Source organism: Vibrio harveyi NBRC 15634 = ATCC 14126 = KCTC 12724, from assembly GCF_001591145.1.
Classification (GTDB): Bacteria; Pseudomonadota; Gammaproteobacteria; order Enterobacterales; family Vibrionaceae; genus Vibrio; species Vibrio harveyi.
The window spans coordinates 39512-60909 of sequence record NZ_BCUF01000037.1; the positions used below are offsets into that span (position 1 = coordinate 39512).

The 21398-nt window shown below is 45.2% G+C and carries 17 protein-coding genes; 12 read left to right on the forward strand and 5 right to left on the reverse strand.

Translation table 11 applies throughout. The annotated features are described in order from the left end of the window. Positions 1 to 183: 183 nt before the first annotated feature. The 9 genes from VHA02S_RS17980 (at position 184) to VHA02S_RS18020 (ending at position 13284) form a co-directional block, all read left to right on the forward strand. Positions 184 to 903, forward strand: coding sequence for a GntR family transcriptional regulator (locus VHA02S_RS17980; RefSeq protein ID WP_009696948.1), 720 nt, complete (start codon positions 184 to 186; stop codon positions 901 to 903). Between the two features lie 12 nt (positions 904 to 915). Beyond that, a complete protein-coding gene (gene prpB, locus VHA02S_RS17985; protein ID WP_005443641.1) occupies positions 916 to 1812 on the forward strand; it encodes a methylisocitrate lyase in 897 nt (298 codons plus the stop codon). A gap of 119 nt (positions 1813 to 1931) precedes the next feature. Then, positions 1932 to 3074: a bifunctional 2-methylcitrate synthase/citrate synthase gene (gene prpC / locus VHA02S_RS17990; protein WP_009704402.1), complete on the forward strand. Its 1143-nt coding sequence runs from the start codon at positions 1932 to 1934 to the stop codon at positions 3072 to 3074. A 133-nt stretch (positions 3075 to 3207) separates the two neighbouring features. Next, complete coding sequence (gene acnD, locus VHA02S_RS17995) at positions 3208 to 5817, forward strand: Fe/S-dependent 2-methylisocitrate dehydratase AcnD (RefSeq protein ID WP_038899049.1); 2610 nt, start codon at positions 3208 to 3210, stop codon at positions 5815 to 5817. A 23-nt stretch (positions 5818 to 5840) separates the two neighbouring features. Further along, positions 5841 to 7028, forward strand: coding sequence for a 2-methylaconitate cis-trans isomerase PrpF (prpF, locus tag VHA02S_RS18000; protein WP_038899048.1), 1188 nt, complete (start codon positions 5841 to 5843; stop codon positions 7026 to 7028). A 240-nt stretch (positions 7029 to 7268) separates the two neighbouring features. Next, a complete protein-coding gene (locus VHA02S_RS18005; RefSeq protein ID WP_038899047.1) occupies positions 7269 to 9149 on the forward strand; it encodes a propionyl-CoA synthetase in 1881 nt (626 codons plus the stop codon). A 160-nt stretch (positions 9150 to 9309) separates the two neighbouring features. Beyond that, the gene (locus tag VHA02S_RS18010) at positions 9310 to 9792 is read left to right on the forward strand and encodes a GNAT family N-acetyltransferase (RefSeq protein WP_038899046.1); all 483 of its coding nucleotides are present in this window, start codon (positions 9310 to 9312) and stop codon (positions 9790 to 9792) included. Between the two features lie 200 nt (positions 9793 to 9992). Then, entirely contained in the window at positions 9993 to 11555 is a 1563-nt protein-coding gene (locus VHA02S_RS18015; RefSeq protein ID WP_038899045.1) for a trypsin-like serine protease, read from the forward strand. A 295-nt stretch (positions 11556 to 11850) separates the two neighbouring features. Continuing rightward, positions 11851 to 13284, forward strand: coding sequence for a bifunctional NUDIX hydrolase/phosphatase PAP2 family protein (locus tag VHA02S_RS18020; protein ID WP_038899044.1), 1434 nt, complete (start codon positions 11851 to 11853; stop codon positions 13282 to 13284). Positions 13285 to 13338: 54 nt separating this feature from the next. Here the strand turns inward: VHA02S_RS18020 and VHA02S_RS18025 are convergent, their stop codons facing one another. After that, entirely contained in the window at positions 13339 to 14148 is an 810-nt protein-coding gene (locus VHA02S_RS18025) for a Cof-type HAD-IIB family hydrolase (protein ID WP_009696940.1), read from the reverse strand. A 164-nt stretch (positions 14149 to 14312) separates the two neighbouring features. Here VHA02S_RS18025 and queE point away from each other — a divergent pair, with 164 nt between their 5' ends. Further along, a complete protein-coding gene (gene queE / locus VHA02S_RS18030) occupies positions 14313 to 14963 on the forward strand; it encodes a 7-carboxy-7-deazaguanine synthase QueE (protein ID WP_017188077.1) in 651 nt (216 codons plus the stop codon). Between the two features lie 14 nt (positions 14964 to 14977). Then, positions 14978 to 15676: a 7-cyano-7-deazaguanine synthase QueC gene (queC, locus tag VHA02S_RS18035; RefSeq protein WP_029789726.1), complete on the forward strand. Its 699-nt coding sequence runs from the start codon at positions 14978 to 14980 to the stop codon at positions 15674 to 15676. Here queC and VHA02S_RS18040 read toward each other — a convergent pair. The 4 genes from VHA02S_RS18040 to VHA02S_RS18055 form a co-directional block, all read right to left on the reverse strand. Beyond that, positions 15633 to 17600: a tetratricopeptide repeat-containing diguanylate cyclase gene (locus tag VHA02S_RS18040; protein ID WP_005451970.1), complete on the reverse strand. Its 1968-nt coding sequence runs from the start codon at positions 17598 to 17600 to the stop codon at positions 15633 to 15635. The two genes, queC and VHA02S_RS18040, sit on opposite strands and share 44 nt — an antisense overlap. 191 nt (positions 17601 to 17791) lie before the next feature. Beyond that, positions 17792 to 18145: a DUF2750 domain-containing protein gene (locus VHA02S_RS18045; protein WP_005451971.1), complete on the reverse strand. Its 354-nt coding sequence runs from the start codon at positions 18143 to 18145 to the stop codon at positions 17792 to 17794. Positions 18146 to 18251: 106 nt separating this feature from the next. Further along, positions 18252 to 18872, reverse strand: a complete 621-nt coding sequence (locus VHA02S_RS18050) for an OmpA family protein (protein ID WP_005451972.1) — start codon at positions 18870 to 18872, stop codon at positions 18252 to 18254. A 2-nt stretch (positions 18873 to 18874) separates the two neighbouring features. Further along, positions 18875 to 20185 carry a TolC family outer membrane protein gene (locus VHA02S_RS18055; protein WP_009696936.1) on the reverse strand — a complete coding sequence of 437 codons (1311 nt, stop codon included), beginning with the start codon at positions 20183 to 20185 and terminating at the stop codon, positions 18875 to 18877. A 404-nt stretch (positions 20186 to 20589) separates the two neighbouring features. On the opposite strand from VHA02S_RS18055, the gene VHA02S_RS18060 reads away from it, so the two are divergent. Further along, on the forward strand, positions 20590 to 21398 hold an 809-nt coding region (locus tag VHA02S_RS18060; RefSeq protein ID WP_169800195.1), incomplete at its 3' end, for an Ig-like domain-containing protein.

The following is a 21398-nucleotide window of genomic DNA, read 5'->3' on the forward strand; positions in this document are numbered from 1 at the left end:
GTCGACAATTTCGTCTTGCTCTTATCGAAATGAATATTTTTCCACTCATAAATCACTCAATAACACTATACCTTAGTCTAAATTGTCGACAATTTGCTTGATTGTCGACAATCTGATCGTCTATTTTATATTCAAGTTAACAAATTGTTGACACTTTGATTTCTAAATACGAGTGCCTTGAATATGAATACAGAATTGAAAACTCGTCATAAAGTGATTGTCTCTGAAAAAGAGCACACTAAATCTGAATCGCTGACCGAATCGTTAGTGGAAGCGATTGTGAGTGGTGAAATTGAACCGGGTAGTAAAATCTCAGAGCCTGAATTAGCCAAGAAATATCAAGTGAGTAGAGGTCCTTTACGTGAAGCCATGATGCGCCTTGAAGGACTTGGCTTGATTGAGCGCATTCCGCATGTTGGTGCTCGCGTTATCACTTTCTCCCCAGAAAAACTCATCGAATTGTATTCAGTCCGCGAAGCGTTAGAAGGCATGGCGGCAAGGCTCGCGGCTCGCTATATCACTCAAGAAGAATTACTGAGTTTGGAAATGCTATTGTCGACACATTCCAAACATATTGATGAAGTCGAAGGATCTTCTTACTTCCACCAGCATGGTGACTTCGACTTCCACTATCGAATCATTCAAGCGAGCCGAAACAGCAAGCTTATCTCTCTGCTTTGCGACGAGCTGTATCACTTGTTGCGCATGTATCGTTACCAATCACCACGAGCGCAATCTCGTCCTAACGAAGCACTCAACGAACACAAATTCATTCTGCAAGCGATTCGCAACCGTGATGAAGAACTGGCAGAAATGCTGATGAGAAGGCACATCTCAGGCAGCCGAAAACTAATCGAATTACAGATTCTACATTCTGAAAGTAAAGATAGAGAACAAGACTAGAAGGAAATTGTCATGAGCTTATCTCCGGGGGCGAAGTTCAGACTCGCCATTGAGCAAAACAACCCGCTGCAGATCGTCGGCACCATTAACCCATACTGCGCCATGATGGCGAAAAACTTGGGTCACCAAGCTATCTATTTGTCGGGTGGCGGCATCGCTAACGCGTCTTACGGCTTGCCAGATCTTGGCATTACGACATTGAACGACGTTTTGGTGGACGTAGACCGCATCACCAACGCGTGTGATTTGCCGTTATTGGTTGATATCGATACCGGTTTTGGTGGAGCTTTTAACATCGCACGCACTATCAAAGCGATGGAAAAAGCCGGTGCGGCGGCAGTGCACATGGAAGACCAAGTGGCGCAGAAGCGTTGTGGTCATCGCCCAAACAAAGCGATTGTTAGCCAACAAGAAATGGTTGATCGAGTGAAAGCGGCGGTGGATGCACGTAATGACGAGAACTTTGTCATTATGGCTCGTACTGATGCGTTAGCGGTTGAAGGCATGGACAGTGCGATTGAACGTGCGATTGCATGTGTGGAAGCGGGCGCAGATATGATCTTCCCAGAAGCAATGAATCAGCTCGACCAATATCAACAGTTCTCGGCAGCGCTCGAAGACGCGACAGGGAAGCATGTTCCAATTCTTGCCAACATTACTGAGTTTGGACAAACGCCATTGTACGGCTGTGAAGAGCTAGCCCAATCCAAAGTGGACATGGTTTTGTACCCATTGAGTGCATTCCGTGCGATGAACAAAGCGGCTGAGATGGTTTACAAACACTTGCTTGAAGTTGGCAACCAAGAAGCGTTGCTTGATTCAATGCAGACACGAAAAGAGCTGTATGAGCACCTTAATTACCACGACTACGAGAATAAGTTAGACAAGCTGTTCTCGGAGGGTAAATAAGGTCAACAAAGAAACAAACGGAAGCCCAAGAAAAGAATCTCTAATCCAATAACGTGAAAATTGTCTGATTCAAAAGAGCCCATTAAGAGAGCCAAATCAGACAGAAAAGGAGTTCAACAATGCCTCATTCTGTAGAAAAGAAAGCTGAGATAGGTGGCGCAGGTCTACGCGGTCAAAGCGCTGGAAGCACAGCTTTATGCACTGTCGGTAAAACGGGGACGGGTCTAACGTATCGTGGTTACGATATTACGGACTTGGCAAATCATGCTCAATTTGAAGAAGTGGCGCATTTGCTGTTACGCGGTCACTTACCTAATCAACAAGAGCTAGACGCCTACAAGACACATCTATTGAGCCTGCGTGGCTTACCAGCGGAGCTTAAGCAAGCGTTAGAGCTGATTCCTGCTGACGCACATCCGATGGATGTTATGCGCACAGGTTGCTCTATGCTGGGTAACTTAGAGCAAGAAATGGACTTTGAACAACAGCTCCATGCTACTGAGCGAATGCTGGCGCTTTTCCCTGCGATCATCTGTTACTGGTATCGCTTCAGCCACGATGGCGTACGAATCAAAACTCACGATAACAGCGAAGACTGCATTGGCGGCTACTTCCTGAAACTGCTTACTGATAAAGCACCAAGTGAAACGCACAAAAAGGTGATGCACTGTTCTTTGATCCTTTATGCAGAGCATGAGTTTAATGCCTCAACATTTGCGGCGCGTGTGTGTGCTTCTACGCTTTCTGATCTTCATTCTTGTATCACAGCTGCTATCGGCACGCTACGTGGTCCACTTCATGGCGGTGCAAACGAAGCGGCGATGGAGATGATTCAAGATTGGCAAACGCCAGATGAGGCAGAAGCCAATATTCTGCAAATGCTAGAGAACAAAGACAAAATCATGGGCTTTGGGCATGCGATTTATCGTGAAAGTGACCCTCGTAATGCACTGATCAAGCGTTGGTCAGAAGCGTTATCGAAAGAGGTGGGTGACACACATCTTTACGCGGTTTCTGAGCGTGTGGAATCCGTCATGAAGCGTGAGAAAGGTCTGTTCTGTAATGCAGATTTCTTCCATGCTTCGGCTTACCACTTCATGGATATTCCAACCAAGTTGTTTACGCCAATCTTCGTGATGAGCCGACTGACAGGTTGGGCGGCGCACGTGTATGAACAACGTGCGAACAACCGAATCATTCGCCCAAGTGCGGATTATACCGGACCGGATCATCAAGACTGGGTGCCAATCGAACAACGCTAGCGCGTGACGCCTCTTTGTGAGTTTCTTCTTGCATGGCATTCACAAGGGGCGTCTCTTTCACTGCGAATCCATTTCAAAAACAGTATCGCGGTGCGTTCAGGCACATGATGTACACTATAGCGGAAGCAAGCCCATGAGCATCACCACAAATATAAATACTCAATATCGTAAGCCGCTCCCGGGAACCCAACTCGATTATTTTGATACCCGAGAAGCGGTCAACGATATTTCCCCTGGAGCCTATGAAAAGCTCCCATACACCTCACGCGTTTTAGCAGAGCAGTTGGTTCGTCGCTGCGATCCAAAGATGCTCACTGAAAGCTTAAAACAGTTGATTGAGCGAAAGCGTGACCTCGATTTTCCTTGGTATCCGGCGCGCGTGGTTTGTCATGACATCCTTGGACAAACGGCATTAGTCGACCTCGCCGGTTTGCGTGATGCGATTGCCGAACAAGGCGGTGACCCAGCGAAAGTAAATCCTGTGGTTGAAACGCAATTGATTGTCGACCATTCACTGGCAGTTGAACACGCAGGCTTTGATCCAGAGGCGTTTGAGAAAAACCGCGCGATAGAAGAGCGCAGAAACGAAGACCGATTCCACTTTATCGAGTGGTGTAAGACGGCGTTTGAGAACGTCAGTGTTATTCCTGCGGGTAATGGCATTATGCACCAAATCAACTTGGAGAAGATGTCTCCGGTTGTGCAAGCCAAGCAGGGCATTGCTTATCCCGATACCTGTGTCGGCACGGACAGTCACACACCTCACGTTGATTCACTTGGCGTGATTGCTATTGGTGTCGGCGGTTTAGAGGCGGAGACGGTTATGCTTGGTCGCCCGTCGATGATGCGTCTACCGGATATTGTCGGTGTGAAGCTCACAGGTAAGCGCCAACCGGGTATTACCGCCACCGATATCGTGTTGGCGATTACCGAGTTTCTGCGAAATGAACGCGTGGTTTCATCCTATCTCGAGTTCTTTGGTGAAGGGGCGCGAGACCTAACCATTGGCGACCGTGCGACCATCTCAAACATGACGCCAGAATACGGCGCAACCGCTGGGATGTTCTACATTGATGAACAGACCATTAATTACCTCAAACTGACGGGGCGCGATGATCAACAGGTCGACTTGGTAGAGAAGTACGCCAAGCAAACCGGTCTATGGGCGGATGATTTAGACACTGCCGTTTACGAACGCGTGCTTGAGTTTGATTTGTCCCAAGTTGGGCGCAATTTGGCAGGTCCATCTAATCCTCATCGTCGTTTACCCACCTCAGAGCTTGCTGAACGTGGTGTTTCTGGTGAATGGCAAGAGAAAGAAGGCGAACTTCCAGATGGCGCGGTGATCATCGCAGCGATTACTTCTTGTACCAACACCAGTAACCCAAGAAACGTTGTCGCAGCGGGTCTGGTCGCTAAGAAAGCGAATGCGCTTGGATTGGTGCGCAAACCTTGGGTGAAGTCTTCATTTGCACCGGGTTCTAAAGTGGCTCGATTATACCTTGAAGAATCTGGCTTACTCCCTGAACTAGAGAAACTTGGTTTTGGTATTGTCGCTTATGCGTGTACAACCTGTAACGGTATGAGTGGTGCACTTGACCCGAAAATCCAACAAGAGATCATCGACCGAGATCTGTATTCAACGGCGGTACTTTCTGGGAACCGCAACTTTGATGGTCGAATTCATCCTTACGCAAAACAAGCATTCTTAGCATCACCACCTTTGGTCGTTGCTTACGCGTTAGCCGGTACGATTCGTTTTGATATCGAACGTGATTCTTTAGGCACAGACAAAGACGGCAAGCCGGTTTACCTCAATGACTTGTGGCCAACGGATGAAGAAATTGATGCTGTGGTGGGGGAGTACGTTAAGCCTGAGCAATTTAATCAAGTCTACATTCAAATGTTCAAACTGAATGATGAGGCTCGTAACCCAAATCCGCTCTACGATTGGCGCCCGATGAGTACGTATATCCGAAGACCTCCCTACTGGCAAAAAGAGGGGGAGGGAGCACTGGCTGGTGAGCGAACTCTGTCTTCAATGCGTCCTCTTGCCGTTTTAGGCGATAACATTACGACCGACCATTTGTCGCCATCGAACGCGATTTTGGCAAGCAGCGCCGCAGGCGAATACCTCGCGAAGATGGGCGTGCCAGAAGAAGACTTTAACTCATACGCGACTCACCGAGGCGATCACTTAACCGCGCAGCGCGCCACTTTCGCTAATCCAAAACTGTTCAACGAAATGGTCAAGGAAAATGGCGAAGTCGTGCAAGGATCGTTAGCGAGAGTCGAACCTGAAGGCAAAGTGACACGCATGTGGGAGGCGATTGAGACTTACATGAATCGCAAGCAGCCGCTTATCGTGGTCGCAGGTGCGGATTATGGTCAAGGATCGTCGCGAGATTGGGCGGCGAAAGGCGTTCGCTTGGCGGGTGTAGAAGCCATTGTCGCTGAAGGTTTTGAGCGTATTCACCGTACCAATTTAGTTGGCATGGGCGTGCTTCCTCTGCAATTTAAAGATGGCGTGAACCGAAAGACGCTCGAATTAGATGGCACTGAACTTTATGACGTTATCGGCGATATCACTCCTGGTGCTGATTTGGCGCTGGTGATTACTCGTGCGAATCGCGACAAGGTTGATGTGCCGGTGACTTGTCGACTCGATACCGAAGATGAAGTTCACGTGTACAAAGCGGGCGGTGTATTACAGCGCTTTGCTCAAGATTTCCTCTCGCAATAGATAGCGCAATAACGGAGCAAGATATGGATAGCAAGATGCAAAGCCAAATCAAAGTCCCAGCGACTTACATGCGCGGCGGTACGAGCAAAGGTGTTTTCTTCAACCTTGAAGATTTGCCACAGCCAGCGCAAGTCGCAGGTAAGGCAAGAGACAATCTGCTACTTCGTGTGATTGGTAGCCCTGACCCGTACGCCAAACAAATTGATGGCATGGGTGGCGCCACTTCCAGCACCAGTAAAACTGTGATTGTGTCACGCAGTCAGCGAGTCGATCACGACGTTGATTACCTGTTCGGACAAGTATCGATAGATAAGCCATTTGTCGATTGGAGTGGTAACTGTGGCAACCTTTCTGCTGCAGTCGGACCTTTCACCATTCATGCAGGGTTGATCGATGAAGATCGTATTCCTCAAAACGGCATCGTTACCGTTCGTGTATGGCAGGTAAATATTGGAAAAACCATTTTGATTCATGTACCAATCGTTAATGGTTTCGTTCAAGAAACAGGGGAGTTTGAGCTTGATGGTGTGACGTTTCCAGCGGCTGAAATCCAAGTTGATTTCGTCGACCCTGCTGATGGCGAAAGTAGCATGTTTCCAACCGGCAATCTAGTAGACGATTTGGTCGTACCAGATGTTGGGACATTCAACGCAACCTTCATTAACGCAGGCATACCGACGATCTTCATTGACGCAGAAGCGCTCGGCTACCAAGGCACTGAGCTTCAAGATGACATCAATAACGATGAGTTTGCGCTCGCGAGGTTTGAGTCCATTCGTGCTCATGGCGCGCTAAAAATGGGGCTGATTGATTCGCTCGAAGAGGCTCAAACACGTCAACACACGCCTAAGATTGCGTTTGTTTCCCAGCCTAAATCCTATTTATCGTCGAGTGGTAAAACCGTAGAAGCAGGTGAGGTCGATATTCTCGTCCGGGCTTTATCTATGGGCAAACTTCACCACGCCATGATGGGAACCGCAGCGGTCGCCATTGCCTCGGCGGCATGCGTCCCGGGTACTCTAGTCAACCTAGCGGCTGGCGGCGGAGAGAAAGAGTCAGTGACGTTTGGGCATCCATCAGGAACGCTTAAGGTGGGGGCAAAAGCCAAACAAACAGAACAAGGTTGGGTGGTTGAGAAAGCCATCATGAGCCGCAGCGCGAGAATACTGATGGAGGGCTTTGTGCGTGTTCCCTCCAATGTCTTTGAATAACACAATTGCATGGTAGTGATACTTATACCAACCACATCAATTATTTGATGATTCTTGCTTGTTAAAACCGCTGATAACTTCGTTAAACCTATTTCTTAGTTAAAGAAGGTGTAGGTAGAGCAACTAGCTAGCTGCAATCTTTGCCTTGTTCTAAGCGGTTTTACCTACGCAATCTTCTGAACATCTAATTAATGCGATTGGTATTAAAAAGCAATGTCAGGACATACTGGAGGAAGCAATATGTCTGCATATCAAAAAGAATACCTTTGGGCACAAAATGAACCGGAAAACTTTTGGCGTGCTCAAGCTGAAAACATCGATTGGTTTGAAGCGCCAAACACCATCTTACAAGCTGACGAACATGGGATTGAACGTTGGTTTCCTGATGGCGTAATGAACACGTCATGGCTCGCGTTGGATTATCATTGTGAGCAAGGAAGAGGGGATAAAACCGCACTGATTTATGATTCACCAGTGACGGGTCAAAAACAAACTTACAGCTATCAAGCTCTGCGCAACCAAGTGGCAAAAATCGCGGGCATGCTTTCTAATCAAGGCGTAACCAAAGGCGATCGTGTGGTCGTCTACATGCCGATGATCCCAGAAGCGGCGATGGCGATGCTGGCTTGTGCTCGATTGGGTGCGATTCACTCGGTGGTGTTTGGCGGTTTTGCCCCGAATGAGCTTGCCGTTCGAATTGAAGATGCGGAACCCAAAGTCATCATGACGGCGTCTTGTGGCATCGAAATTAACAAGGTGATCCCGTACAAACCAATGGTTGATAAAGCCATTATGGACAGCCGTTGGAAGCCTGAGAAAGTCTTTGTTCTTCAACGCCCGCAGTGCGAAGCCGAACTTAACCTTGAACGTGATTTAGATTGGCAGCAAGAATACGCGCAAGCTTTGCCTCATGCGTGTGTCCCTGTGCTAGCGACAGATCCTCTTTATATTCTGTATACCTCTGGCACAACAGGGAAACCAAAAGGCGTGGTGCGTGACAATGGTGGCCATGCCGTGGCGATGAAATATTCGATGACGTCGATTTATAACATCCCCCAAGATGGCGTGTTCTGGGCAGCATCGGATGTGGGCTGGGTTGTTGGTCACTCCTATATTGTGTACGCGCCGCTGATTCATGGTTGTACCACTATTCTATTTGAAGGCAAACCAGTGAGAACACCGGACCCGGGTGCATTCTGGCGTGTTTGTGATGAATACAAAGTGGATGTGCTTTTCTCCGCGCCAACCGCTTTCCGTGCAATTAAGAAAGAAGACCCAGAAGGCGAGTTCATTAAGCAATACGACTTGTCCAACCTCGACTCTATCTTTATGGCAGGCGAACGTCTTGACCCACCAACACTAGAATGGGTCGAAAGCAAAGCAGATAAGCCGGTCATTGACCACTGGTGGCAAACCGAAACTGGATGGGCTATCGCGGGCAATCCGACCGGTATCGAGGTAATGCCAGTAAAAGCAGGCTCTGCTACCAAGCCAATTCCTGGCTATCAGGTAGAGATTCTCAACGAAATGGGCATGCCAGTAGGAGCAAATCAGCAAGGTTTTGTGGCATTGAAACGCCCATTACCACCAAGTTGTCTACCAACTGTCTGGCGCAACCATGACCGCTTTGAAACTGGTTATCTAAGTCAATTTCCGGGTTACTACGTATCGGGAGATGGCGGTTACCTAGATGAAGATGGCTACCTGTTTATCATGGGACGAATTGATGACGTAATTAACGTCGCAGGTCACCGTCTGTCTACCGGCGAGATGGAAGAAATCGTTGGTGGTCACCCGGCGATTGCGGAATGCGCGGTAGTCGGTATTCACGATGAGTTAAAGGGGCAGCTACCACTTGGCTTTGTGGTTCTCAAAGATGGTGTGAAGATTGATGATCTAACGCTAGAAGGTGAGCTGGTGGGTAAAGTGCGCAACGAGATTGGTGCTGTGGCTTGCTTTAAACATGCGCTGGTTGTGGACCGTTTGCCAAAGACACGCTCAGGCAAAATTTTGCGAAGAACCATTCGTCAAATAGCCGATGGTGAGCAATACGTGGTGCCATCAACCATTGATGATCCATCCAGTTTAGGCGAAATCGAACGAGTGCTTAAACGTGGCTAGTTAAGTACGATTTTAATTAAGCACGATCTTAGATTAGCTGCGACCAATCGTAAATATCGAAGCCTCTTGCTTTGTCGGCAAGAGGCTTTTGCATTCCTGCTTGCCTAATCTCGTGTTTAAACACACACTATATGGATTCCTGTTTTTGGCTTCTTTTCTTATGTCTACTTTTTTAATCAAACCAGCGCTTTTTGACGATCTTGAACAACTCAATGATTTGATGTTCGAACTGCATGATGAGCACCATATCCAATCCCCAGAGCTGTTTAAAACCGCAGAAGAAATCGAACAAGAAAAGAGTATTGCTCGCTATCTCGATAATCCTGAATGTTTAGTGTATGTCGCTAGAGTAGAGGGTGAGATCGTCGGCTTTGTATCTGGGCATTTCTGCGAGCTTATTTCTACGGTTAGTAAACCTGTCATGATGGGAAGCGTTGATGAGCTATACGTCTTACCCGAATATCGTAAGCAAGGTACCGCAAAGGCTTTGATTGAAAAGATAGAGGCGACATTCGTTGATTATGGAGTGAAACAGATGTTTGTTGAGGTTTGGGACTTTAACCAGACAGCGATTTCTCTCTATGAGAACCAAGGTTTTGGGCATCATATTCATTGGTTAAGAAAGTCGTTATCTGAACGTTAATTAATGCGTAGCTAAGACGGTAACTTAGTGACTTATGTAATCTGATGGTGCAAAAGTTGAGTCTAATGGTCAGTATTTACTATTAGTCTCGTCGCAATGTGCGGCGACTCATTCTCATCCAAGTTGGTGATGTTGTTTTTGTTTGCTTGTTTTGTAAGTGGCACATGAATAGTGCCTCATAAAACAAGAGGAAAATAACATTGAATCTATCAAAAACCTTACTTGCAACGGCGTTATTGCCAATGTTGGCAAGTGCAGATCAAGTCACGCAGACGCAATACGACGAAATTCAACCGGATATTGTTGGTGGCATTACCGCAACCCCAAATGACTGGAAGTTTTACACACAAATCGTCAGCCGTAATAGTAACCGCTCTTTCTGTGGAGCAAGCTATATTGGGGATGGCTATGTTCTCACGGCTGCTCACTGTGTTGATGGCGATGCTCCTAATCAAATTGCCGTCAAAATTGGTAGTGTGATTTATAATGGTACTGATGGCGTTCGCTCTAATGTCAGCCAAATCTACGTACATCCTTCCTATAATCGTTCTACTTTGTCTCATGATATCGCTCTGTTAAAACTCTCTTCAAAGCCTCAAGGTGTTACGAAAGTGGATATCGCATCAGGCAGTGTCTCGCAATATGCAGGCGTCGGTGATTGGTTAACTGTCGCTGGACTAGGCCGAACTTCGGAGGGGGGCAGTTCGCCAGCCGCTCTACAAGAAGTGGATGTTCCTCTGGTGTCTGATGCAATGTGTCGTCAAGCTGGTGGGAACTACACATCAGTTGGGGCTGTTTCGTTTTGTGCGGGAGTACCTCAAGGTGGCATTGATTCTTGTCAGGGAGACAGTGGTGGTCCCATCGTTGTGAATAATAACGGCGTTGTGGCTCAACTTGGTATCGTAAGTTGGGGCATAGGTTGTGCCCGACCGGGTAAGTACGGTGTGTATAGCGACATTGCGGCGTTGCGCAGTTTTGTTGATGGCGTTTTAGGTACGACAATGCCTCCGACAGATAATGTTTCTGTTGGTTACACCGCAAATCAGACTTTGAGTTCTTTTAAAGTGGGCGAGCTGAAGCAACACAGTTTCAGTATTCAAAATATCGGTAATGTTGCGTTTACTGTCGAAAGTGTGGAACTGCAAAGTTCTGGTGTCACGAAATCTGCGATGATCACCAGAGACCAATGTGCACAATCGACCCTTAGTGCAAGAAGCTCATGTGTTGTTGATGTTGAGTTTGGTGCTTCTCAAGCTGGCGACGCGAGCGTTACGCTGAACTTTGGTATTGATAAAACCAGCACCTCATATCAAGCAGTCGTAATAACATCGGCAGTGAGTTCAACAACACCGCCATCTGGTAGTTGTGAAAATGAATGGCAAGTTAGTGCGGTTTACAACACTGGAGAAACCGTGTCGTGGGCTGCTCAAATATGGCAAGCACAATGGTGGACGCAAGGTGATAACCCTTCAGAGTCTGGTCTTTGGGGAGTGTGGCAGGCAGTAGGGGCGTCAGATTGTACAGGAACAACACCTCCGGTAGAGCCGCCGACAGACCCGACGCCACCGACTAAACCAACACCTCCGTCTTCTGGTGATGCCTATCAAGCTGGGACTAATTACACAGCGGGTGATGTGGTGACAAATCGTGGTGCAAGTTACCAATGTCAGCCATGGCCAAACAGTTTATGGTGTGGCTCAACTCCAAGTGCTTATGAGCCTGGAATAGGCTATGCATGGACAGATGCATGGTTGAAGCTGTAATCGTTTAAGAGAGTTTATTTCTCACTGAGAATAAACTCTCTTCTATTGTTTCAATTCTGAGAACGCGTAAAATCCACATAAATTACCCTGACGTTAAATTAATATAACTGGCAAAATTGCAGCCAATGTTTCGAGTTATGTCTGATTTCTGTCAGAATTATTTTGAAAAGTATCATTAAGTCTTTTTTGACATGTTCGCCAAATGTACAACTGGTTACTTAATTTATGTCGAAAAATATTGGCAACCCTGCCATCATGACGGTGTGATTCTTCTCTCTTTTAAAGGTTGTATTTTGTGCTGAGACAGTTGTTTTTTCTCATCCTGTATTCCATTTCACTGTTTGTTTCTCCTTTGTCTGCCGCGAATCCTCTTCCAGAAGATGTGAAAGGGGCGCTTTGTGTTGTTCGCGCAGATAACAAATTAGTATTAATCCACGAGATATTAACGAATAAAATTTCCCTTCCTGGTGGCACCATTATTCAAGGTGAATCGCCTAAACTTGCTGCGCAGAGAGAAACGTGGGAAGAAACCGGTTTAGTTGTTACTGTTGGTGAAGAGTTAGGTAGAACAGATACTGCTGTTTTCTTTGATTGTGTATCGGATTCAGACGTAATTGCGTTTTCGATGACCAATAAAATTGATGGTAATGAGTTACCTATCTGGTTTGCTCCTCATTATGGCGTTGAAGTCGCTTCTGCGATGCTAGTGAGCCCGAGTAACATGTCAGCCTCTTTGTACCGTTATCCTGAGCAGTGGAAAGATGTAGGCGAGTTCTACACTAGAGCGACTGAACAACCTGTCGTTTATGTTGAACAGTTAATTGAGTCAGCGCCCAATTTCCGTCAACTGGAGTTGTCTTGGATGATGGATCTACAGAGTTGGGTAGGTTCGTTTTCATCGAGTAGTCGTAATACGGCGTGTGAAATCGCAGACCTAATTACGAGTTTGAGCAATCCAACATTTTTGTTGTTCTTGTTTCCATTCGTGATGATGCGTTTCGATAGTCGTTTTGTATATCGGCTGTTCTTTGCTGTTACCGCAACTTCGTTGATGACTCTCGTTGCTCAACAGGGGTTCTCACTACCAAGACCGCATGTATATGTACCAATGGCAGAGTTAACTCAAAGCTTTGGCTTTAGTTTTCCAAGTTTGCCGGTAGAGGTGTGGTTTTGTGTGATGACGTTTATGTTCCAAAGAACAAATACCTTTGGTCTAAACCGAATCACGTTGCTTGTTGCCCTTGTGACTTTGACCGTACTGGCTTGTAAGTTCTTCCTTGGTACTGCATTTATCCTAGATATGTTGATTGGTGCTTTGTTGGGTTCTTTGGTTGCATGGCATGTGCTCCGACTCGAAGGCAACCCCGATGTGGACGTAGACAAGTTACTCAGTTCAAAAAGTGTTTGGTTTACGATGACTGCGATTACCGCAGTGATTTCTGTCATTTGGCCGTTGCCCGTATTTACTAGCTGGTTAGCGATTCTGATTACTGCGTCAGCGCTGGTGATGACCTTCAAAGAGTCAGAAATACGTTTTGACCGTCAACAGATGTTGTTTGTGATTCTGGCGTTATTGCTGGTTGAGCAATTGTATCTTTACTTGAGCACAACGGTTTCATTTAGCGGATTTTGGTCTTTGGTGTTTAGCACCTTCCATTATCCTCTATTGATGCTGACATTTATTGTGTTAGCGAGAAAACTAACGTGTAAAAACAAGCACGCAGAGTAATAAAAAACCTCGCTTAATAGCGAGGTTTTTTAATTGGCGTTTACTTCAGATTTGTTAAGCGTTCAAAACGAATTTCTCAATAGACTTTGCTACGCCGTGTTCATCGTTGCTCTCAGCGATGTAGTCTGCGATTTCTTTTGTCTCTTCCATCGCGTTTGCCATTGCAATACCAAGACCCGCATATTGAAGCATGTGATGGTCGTTCTCGGCATCGCCCATACAAATCACTTCTTCAGCTTTGATGCCTAAGTATTCTGCGATTGCTGAAACACCGATGCCTTTATTACTTGATGGATTCAAAAACTCTAAGAAGAACGGTGCGCTTTGTACTACGGTGAATTCTTCTCTTAGATCTGACGGTAGCGCTGCTATCACTTCGGTAAGTTTGCTTGGCTCTGCAACCATCATCGCTTTGATGATGGCGTGATCATCAGAAAGTGACTCGAAGTTCATTTCAGTGACATCAAGACCATTAATTTTTGCCTCGATATCAGTGTATGGGTTGTTTTCTTCAGTAATTAAACCGTGTTCTTGACTGAATGCATGAACGTACGCCCCAAGTTCTTTTGCTTTGCGAGCGATTTTCTTTGCTGCTTTGCCATCGATGATTTGCTGGTGGATGATTTCATTGGTGCCAATGTTCTTCACCATAGAACCGTTGTAATACAGTACAAAGTCTTTATCAGAGTTGATGTTTAACTCATCCAATTTGTCTTGCATACCCTCAAGAGGGCGACCTGATGCAAGTACAACGGTCACACCTGCTTCACGAGCCTTAGTGATGGCTTGCTTGTTCTCTTCTGAAATTACTTTGTCGCTGTTTAGCAACGTACCGTCCATATCTAGGGCGATCAGTTTGTACATCTTTACTTACCTTAAAAATTGGGAACTCGTGTATGAAACTACAAAAAGACCTATTTTAACAATTTATTTTTGGTTTAAATTGACCTGAGTGCGCCTCTCCATTAAGGTCTTCGCCTCGAAGTATTATGAGTTGAGTGAGTTCTACGTTGTATAAGCTAAATGAGATGTTTGAAACCATCCAAGGGGAAGGGGTTTTCACTGGTGTGCCAGCAGTTTTCGTGCGTTTGCAAGAATGTCCGGTAGGATGCTCTTGGTGCGATACAAAGCAAACTTGGTACGCAGAAGAGAAAGACCAACGCCAGATTGGCGATATCTTGGTGAAAACAGAGGACTCCCCAACATGGTGTTTCGCATCAGCACAAGACATCGTAGCAGAATACAAAAAGCAAGGCTTCAATGCTCAGCACATTGTGATCACTGGCGGTGAACCCTGCATTTATGATTTGCGTGATTTAACCGCAGCATTTGAAGATATGGGTTGCCAGTGCCAAATTGAAACCAGCGGCACTTCAGAAGTCGTTACTTCAGAAAATACTTGGGTGACCGTGTCACCTAAAGTCGCGATGAAAGGTAAATTGCCTGTACTTAAAAGTGCGTTGGAGCGCGCAAATGAAATTAAGCATCCTGTTGGCACACAAAAAGATATAGATCATCTTGATAACTTGCTTGCGATGGCCGATATAGACTCAAAAACCATCATCGCTCTGCAACCAATTAGCCAAAAGCCAAGAGCAACACAGCTTTGTATTGATACTTGCGTGGCACGTAACTGGCGCTTGTCAGTTCAAACTCATAAATACTTAAGTATTGCTTAAGCTCGGAGAAAAAGATGAAAAAAGCAGTTGTTGTTTTCAGTGGTGGACAGGACTCTACAACATGTCTGGTTCAAGCGTTAAAAGAGTTTGATGAAGTACATGCAATCACATTTGATTATGGTCAACGTCATAAGTTAGAGATCGAAGTTGCGGAAAAAGTAGCAAAAGATCTTGGTGTTGCTGCTCATAAAGTCATGGATGTAGGTCTTCTGAACGAACTAGCAATCAGCTCTTTGACTCGCGATGACATTCCAGTTTCTCATGAACTTCAAGAGAACGGTTTGCCGAATTCATTCGTTCCGGGTCGTAATATTTTGTTCCTAACGCTAGCTGGCATTTATGCATACCAAATTGGTGCTGAAACCGTTATTACTGGCGTGTGTGAAACCGACTTTAGTGGTTACCCTGATTGCCGTGATGACTTTGTGAAAGCGATGAACAGTGCTTTAGTAAAAGGCATGGACCGTCAGTTCGACATCAAAACACCGCTGATGTGGCTAAATAAAGCGGAAACATGGGCGTTGGCAGATCAGTACGATGCGTTGCAACTGGTCCGTGAAAGTACTCTAACTTGCTACAACGGCATCATTGGTGATGGCTGTGGTGATTGCCCGTCTTGCGATCTGCGCAAAGCGGGCTTAGATGATTACCTTAATAACAAAGACACTGTTATGCAGTCGTTGATTCAAAAGCAGAAAGCGGAAGATCAATAGGCTCGTTATAAGCATCAATCACGGCATCATGCCCATTTCTTTTTGATTGATACAAAGCTTGGTCTAATATCGAATACAGCTCATCAAAATTACTAAGTGGTTTTGATGTAGAGAGATAGGCCAAGCTTGCTGTGACATTGACCGAATGACCGTCGTCTGTTTTTATCTGCTTTTCTGAGATGGTTTTGTGAAGGCTTTGAACACGAAATGGCACATCAATTTCATCCACATTCTTTAGTAACAAGATAAACTCTTCTCCTCCAATACGTCCCAAATATTCTCCTTTATTTAGTTTAGATTGAAGTGACTTACAGACTTGAGTTAGGACTAAGTCGCCTACTGGATGCCCGTATTTATCGTTAATCAGTTTAAAGTTGTCTAGGTCGAATAGTGCAAGTACGTAGCGCATATCATCTGGCGCGCTGATCGATTGAGAACGGATTTTCTCGATGATTGAACTCCGATTCAGGGAGCCTGTTAACTTGTCTAAACGAGATTCCATCTTTATTTTTCGTAGAGCAAAGAGTGCGACCAACAAAACAGCGAGTAACACAAATACTACAAAGTTGTACGCTCGCTGTTGCTCGGCAAGCTTTTTAAGCTCAAGCAGTTTTAAGTTACGTTCGTTGTCAATTTTTACGAGTTGCAACTCATATTCATATTCACTTTTCGTTAGGTCTAGCGCTTCGATTGCTTTTACATTGTTGGCATCTCGGTTTGCTAACTCCAATGTTGCGTACTCGCGGTAGTGGGATAGAGCTGTTTCATACTCGTTCTGTTCTTGGAAGATTTGCGAGAGTAACAATTGAGATTTTGATTGCAACGCGGTCGTTGAGTTCTTGTTTGCTAACTCTAACGCGGCATTCGCGTGTTCCAGTGCTTCTTTCAACATGCGGTGTTTTAGGTAAGCGAAGCCTGCCGCCAAGTGACTTTCAGTTTGTAAGCGTTCGTTTTCGTACTCTTTGCCCAACTCTAAAGCGTTTTTAATATGGGGAACGGCGCTTTTTAAGTCACCAGAATCGACGTAGGCAGAACCAAGCCCAAGATAAGTTAGTCCCTTGCCGTATGGGTAATTCAGTTCTTCGAGTAGTGTTAGCGCATTCTTATAGTGACTGATGGACTTCTCGTAATCTTTAGATTTGTAATACATGGATGCCAAGCTATGTTCCACTTGAGCTACTTCAAGAGGTGTGGCTTCTAATTGTCGAGCAAGTAGTGCTTGAATTAGGTACTGTTCAGATTGTTCGAATTGACCTAGTTCACTCAGCAAATTACCTACATCGTTATAAACACCTGTGGGGTCGCTTTGCGCTGGCATTTCATTAATGAGTCGGCGGTACAAGCTAAGTGCAATATCGTATTCGCCACGGAAGTCGAAGTTGTTTGCGATTACACGCAGCGCAAGATCTGCAGGAATACTCTCTTTGTGGTCGTTAGTTAAGTGGTTATTAAGCGATGAGCAGAAAAAGTTAGCCTTGTGGTACTGACCCTGTTGATTGAGGGTGTAGCAAAGCTGGTAGTTCATTAACGCTTTTGTTTCTATATCTGCGCGCTGTTTAGCACTTTGCAGTAATGAGGTGAACAAGTTTACTGCAGCGTCGTAGTCACCCTGTTTGCGTTCTAACAGTGCTTGAATGTACTTTGATTCCAACTTTGCAAAGTGATTTTCCAGAAACTGACTGCTACCAAAGTAAGGCTGGTTGATATTCGACATGTATTCGTAAATCAAACCACTGACGTAAAGCTTCTCACTATTAGAGTCGGCAGTGTGGTATCTGTCTTGAAGCATGTGGAGCGCAGATTTGGAATTTGTTTTCATTGTAGCTAGATAAACAGAATGCCATTGAGTGATGCTTTGAGTGTCACTTGCGTTTGCTTGACTGCCTAATAGGAGAGACGCAAGCAAAGTAAGCAGCGTACGCATAGTGATGTAACCTTATGTTATTGCTATATTGTTTGTTCAGTATGATATACCAATTGGAAGTGAGTCATTGTGACAAAAGCCAAAGGGTATAGATAGTGGGGTGATGAAAACTATGCGCTCGGTCGAGCTTTACATCGAAAAGGTAAGTAATAGAAAAGAAGACCCCAGCACGGTGCTGAGGTCCTAGGGAATCAGCCTACGTATAGTTTCGCTAGATCTTGAGGTTCAACCTCTTTACCTTCTAGCTGTGCATTCCAGTTTGTGCCAACAAGAACGCCGTCTTCTGCAAGAGTTAGTAGCCAATCTTCAACAAAGATATCTAGTGGGATTTCTAGTACTTCGAAATCTGCCCATTCTTCAACGTTGTGTGCCTGCGCATCTTCTTTAGATGACCAGAAAGGCATGACTTCGCTGTTTTCGAATTCAGTTGAATCGCAAGATAGCCAACCTTCTTCATTGCGTAAACCCCAAACTAGTTGGTTTTCTTTAGTTTCAGCAACGAAAAGGTCAAGGTTTGCTTGGATATCTGATGTAAGTTTGCTCATTTCAAAACTCTCATTGTTATGACGCGAGTAGGTTAACACTAAAGTGCCGATTCCAAAAGCATAATACGGTTTAACAAGGTTGAAAAACAAAAGGAGCCGAAGCTCCTTAAAGTGTGTTCTCTGGAAGGGTGGTAAATATTGTCCACTCTTTTTTAATTTCACCTTTGTAGCCTACAACAGAGGCCGTTACACGACGGTTAAGTGCGTGGCTCACTTCGTCTGTTCCTTGTTGAGCAAGGTGAGTATCGCCATAGCCAACAATTCGAACGCGATCTGGTTTGATACCGTAACCTAATAACGCAGAGCGCACTTTATTTGCTCGACGTTTTGATAGGTCTAAGTTATGAGAAGCGCCGCCTACCTTACTCGCATAGCCATGTAGCTCGATAGAGGTTGTCGGGTATTCTTTGAGAAACTCAGACAATTGGCGAATCTGGCGATGGAATACAGGGTTAATTTCATCAGAGTCGTTGGCGAACAATACACGGACTTGCATTTGTTCAGACGACTTTATGTACTCACCGCAACCATCATTGTCGATCTCTGACGTTGCCGGCGTATCAGGGCAAAGGTCCCTTGCGTTAATCACACCATCATCATCGTCATCTTGTAGGTCTGCAATTTGCTGAGCATTTGGTGTTTGCATGTATTCATACTCGTCTTCCGCAAATGCTTGGTTTGCTGCGACGATAAGACCCAACGAGAAAAGAATCTTTACTGCTTGCATAATTAGTACTCCACCTTCTGATTCCACTCAGTCGGAACATCAACGCGAAGCGCATTCAATAGTTGACCAGTCGCATTCATCACACGGTATTTGGCGTATTGTTCTGCGTACTTCGCATCCAAGTAGTCTTTGCGAGCTTCAAACAATTCGTTTTCTGTGTTCAATAAGTCAAGTAGGGTACGTTTACCAATTCGGTATTGTTTTTCGTACGCAATAACTGTCTCAGAAGCTGAATCTACGTGATCGGACAAAAATTGTTTCTGTTGTTGTGTCAGATCCAGTGCGCTCCAAGAAAGGCGTAAACCTTCTTCTACATTTCGATATGCGCGTTCACGTAAGTCTTTTGCTTTGTTCAACTGGTAGGCGAAACTTTCGGCATTTGCAGAGTCACTGCCACCATTGTATAGGTTGTAACGCATACGCAGCATCGCTGTTGTTTCATCACTGTTTCCTTCGACACCAGCTGCGTCATCACGCCATGTTTGCGAAGCTTCTACGGAAACTGTTGGGTAGTAGTTACCTTTAGACTGTTTGTACTGGAACTTAGCCGAATCAACATCCGCTTTTGAAATCTTAATCACTGGGTGAGAATTAAATGCCAAATCAATCGCATCATCTACTGTGTAAGGAATGAAGTTTTGATCTGCGCGAGGGAAGATAAGTCCTTGCGGAGCTTGACCTACAAGACGTGTGAAGATCGTGTGCGTATCAAACAAGTTGTTCTGAGCAGCTACCAAGTTACCGTGTGCTTTAGCTAAACGAGCTTCTACTTGCGTTAAGTCCGCTGTTGAACCAATACCTGAATCTACACGTTTCTTGATATCTTGATAGATTTTTTTATGCACTTTCAGGTTATTTTCAGAAAGCGTCAGTACTTCATAGGCTTTAACGGCATCCAGGTAGACTTTAGCTACCTCTAATGCTTTATCTTGAGCATCTGCTAATAATTGGTAACGAACGGATTCAGCATCCGCTGCAGTACGGTCAATGTCGTTAAGCGTCGCTGAACCATCCCAAATAAGCTGGGTTAGCGTAATTGTCGCTTCTTTTCGCGTTAAATCAGTAGACTTACGATTACTCTCTGCTGGGTTTATCCCTTCATATCCGACGCCTGCATCTAGGTCGACAGAAGGAAGATAAGCACCGCTCGAGGCTTCATTCACATACCGCTTACTTACGAATTCATTAAACGCACTTTTGATGTCTGGGTTGCTAATAAGTGTATTTTCAACCGCTTGCTCAAGTGTTTGTCCGAAAGCAGGGCTAACGGCAAGCACACCAAAGCATATGGCGTTGGCACGAGTCCACTTCACTTTGTTTCTCCTAGATTTAGTCATGTCTGAAGGCGAGAAATTGTTCTTATAAATAGGGACAACTCTATAGGCGTCAATAATCTAACGCACAATGCTATTAACAATCAACTATGTGACTAGTTGCTATAATTAATGTTGGATAATTAGTTTTACACTTTATGAGCTGTTGTTCTAATTATTTTCTGGATAAAGATCATGTTTTCAATGGTTTAAACAGAATTGGTGCCTGTATGTTTGTGATCTAGTCCCAAACAGGTCCTATATACACTTTTATAAGTAATATGTGACTCAAAAGTTGAAATTAAGTGTTAATGCGCTGTTATTGCGGAATATATTCGGGCAATATATAGCTAATAAGTATCATTGGTCAAAATGTTGACAGTATTTTTATGTCAGAGGTTTATATGGATCGTACTTCCTTAGTTCCAGTTGGTGAGCAGTTAGTCGTATTAGATTTGAATGGGCAATTGAAGGTTCTTGCCGAGAATGAGCGACCATTACCGGGCGAACTGATTGTTGCAGTCATCGAAGATGAACCACAAAAACTTCAAGTTAAAGTTGCAACAGAAGAAGACGAGCAAGACATCACTCAAGATGTTGCTCAAATTATTGACGCTCTTAGAGACGGGCAAGACCCGACATTACTGAACGAAGAGTTTGCCCCAGCTGCGGGTGAGAATGCCGGCTCCAGTTTGCAAGAAAGTGGGACTGTTGAGCGTACAGGGGCAGAAATACTTGCTAGCACTTTGTTTGAAACGACGGGTATCGCAGCACTAGGTTTGTCTGAAACTCAAAACCTATCGCTTGCGGATCTTATTTTGAACGCAGCAAATTCAGATAATACATCGCCAGCAATCAACCCTCGTCCTCCGGTTGCTGAAGATGACAGCGTTTTGACCGATGAAGACGCTTCGGTTTCTATCGATGTATTGGCTAACGACCAAGACGCAGATAGTGATTCACTAAGTATTGAATCGGCAACTGTTCCGGCAGAACAAGGCACAGTAGAGATTATTGATGGTAAGTTGATATTCACACCTGCAGAAGACTTTAACGGTGAAGCGACGGTTACTTATGTAGTAACAGATGGCGCACTAACTGATGAAGCCACGGTTACTGTAACGGTAAACCCGATCAACGACGCACCAGTGGCAGTAAACGACACTGTTACAACGGATGAAGATACCGCCGTTACTATTGATGTGCTTGCGAA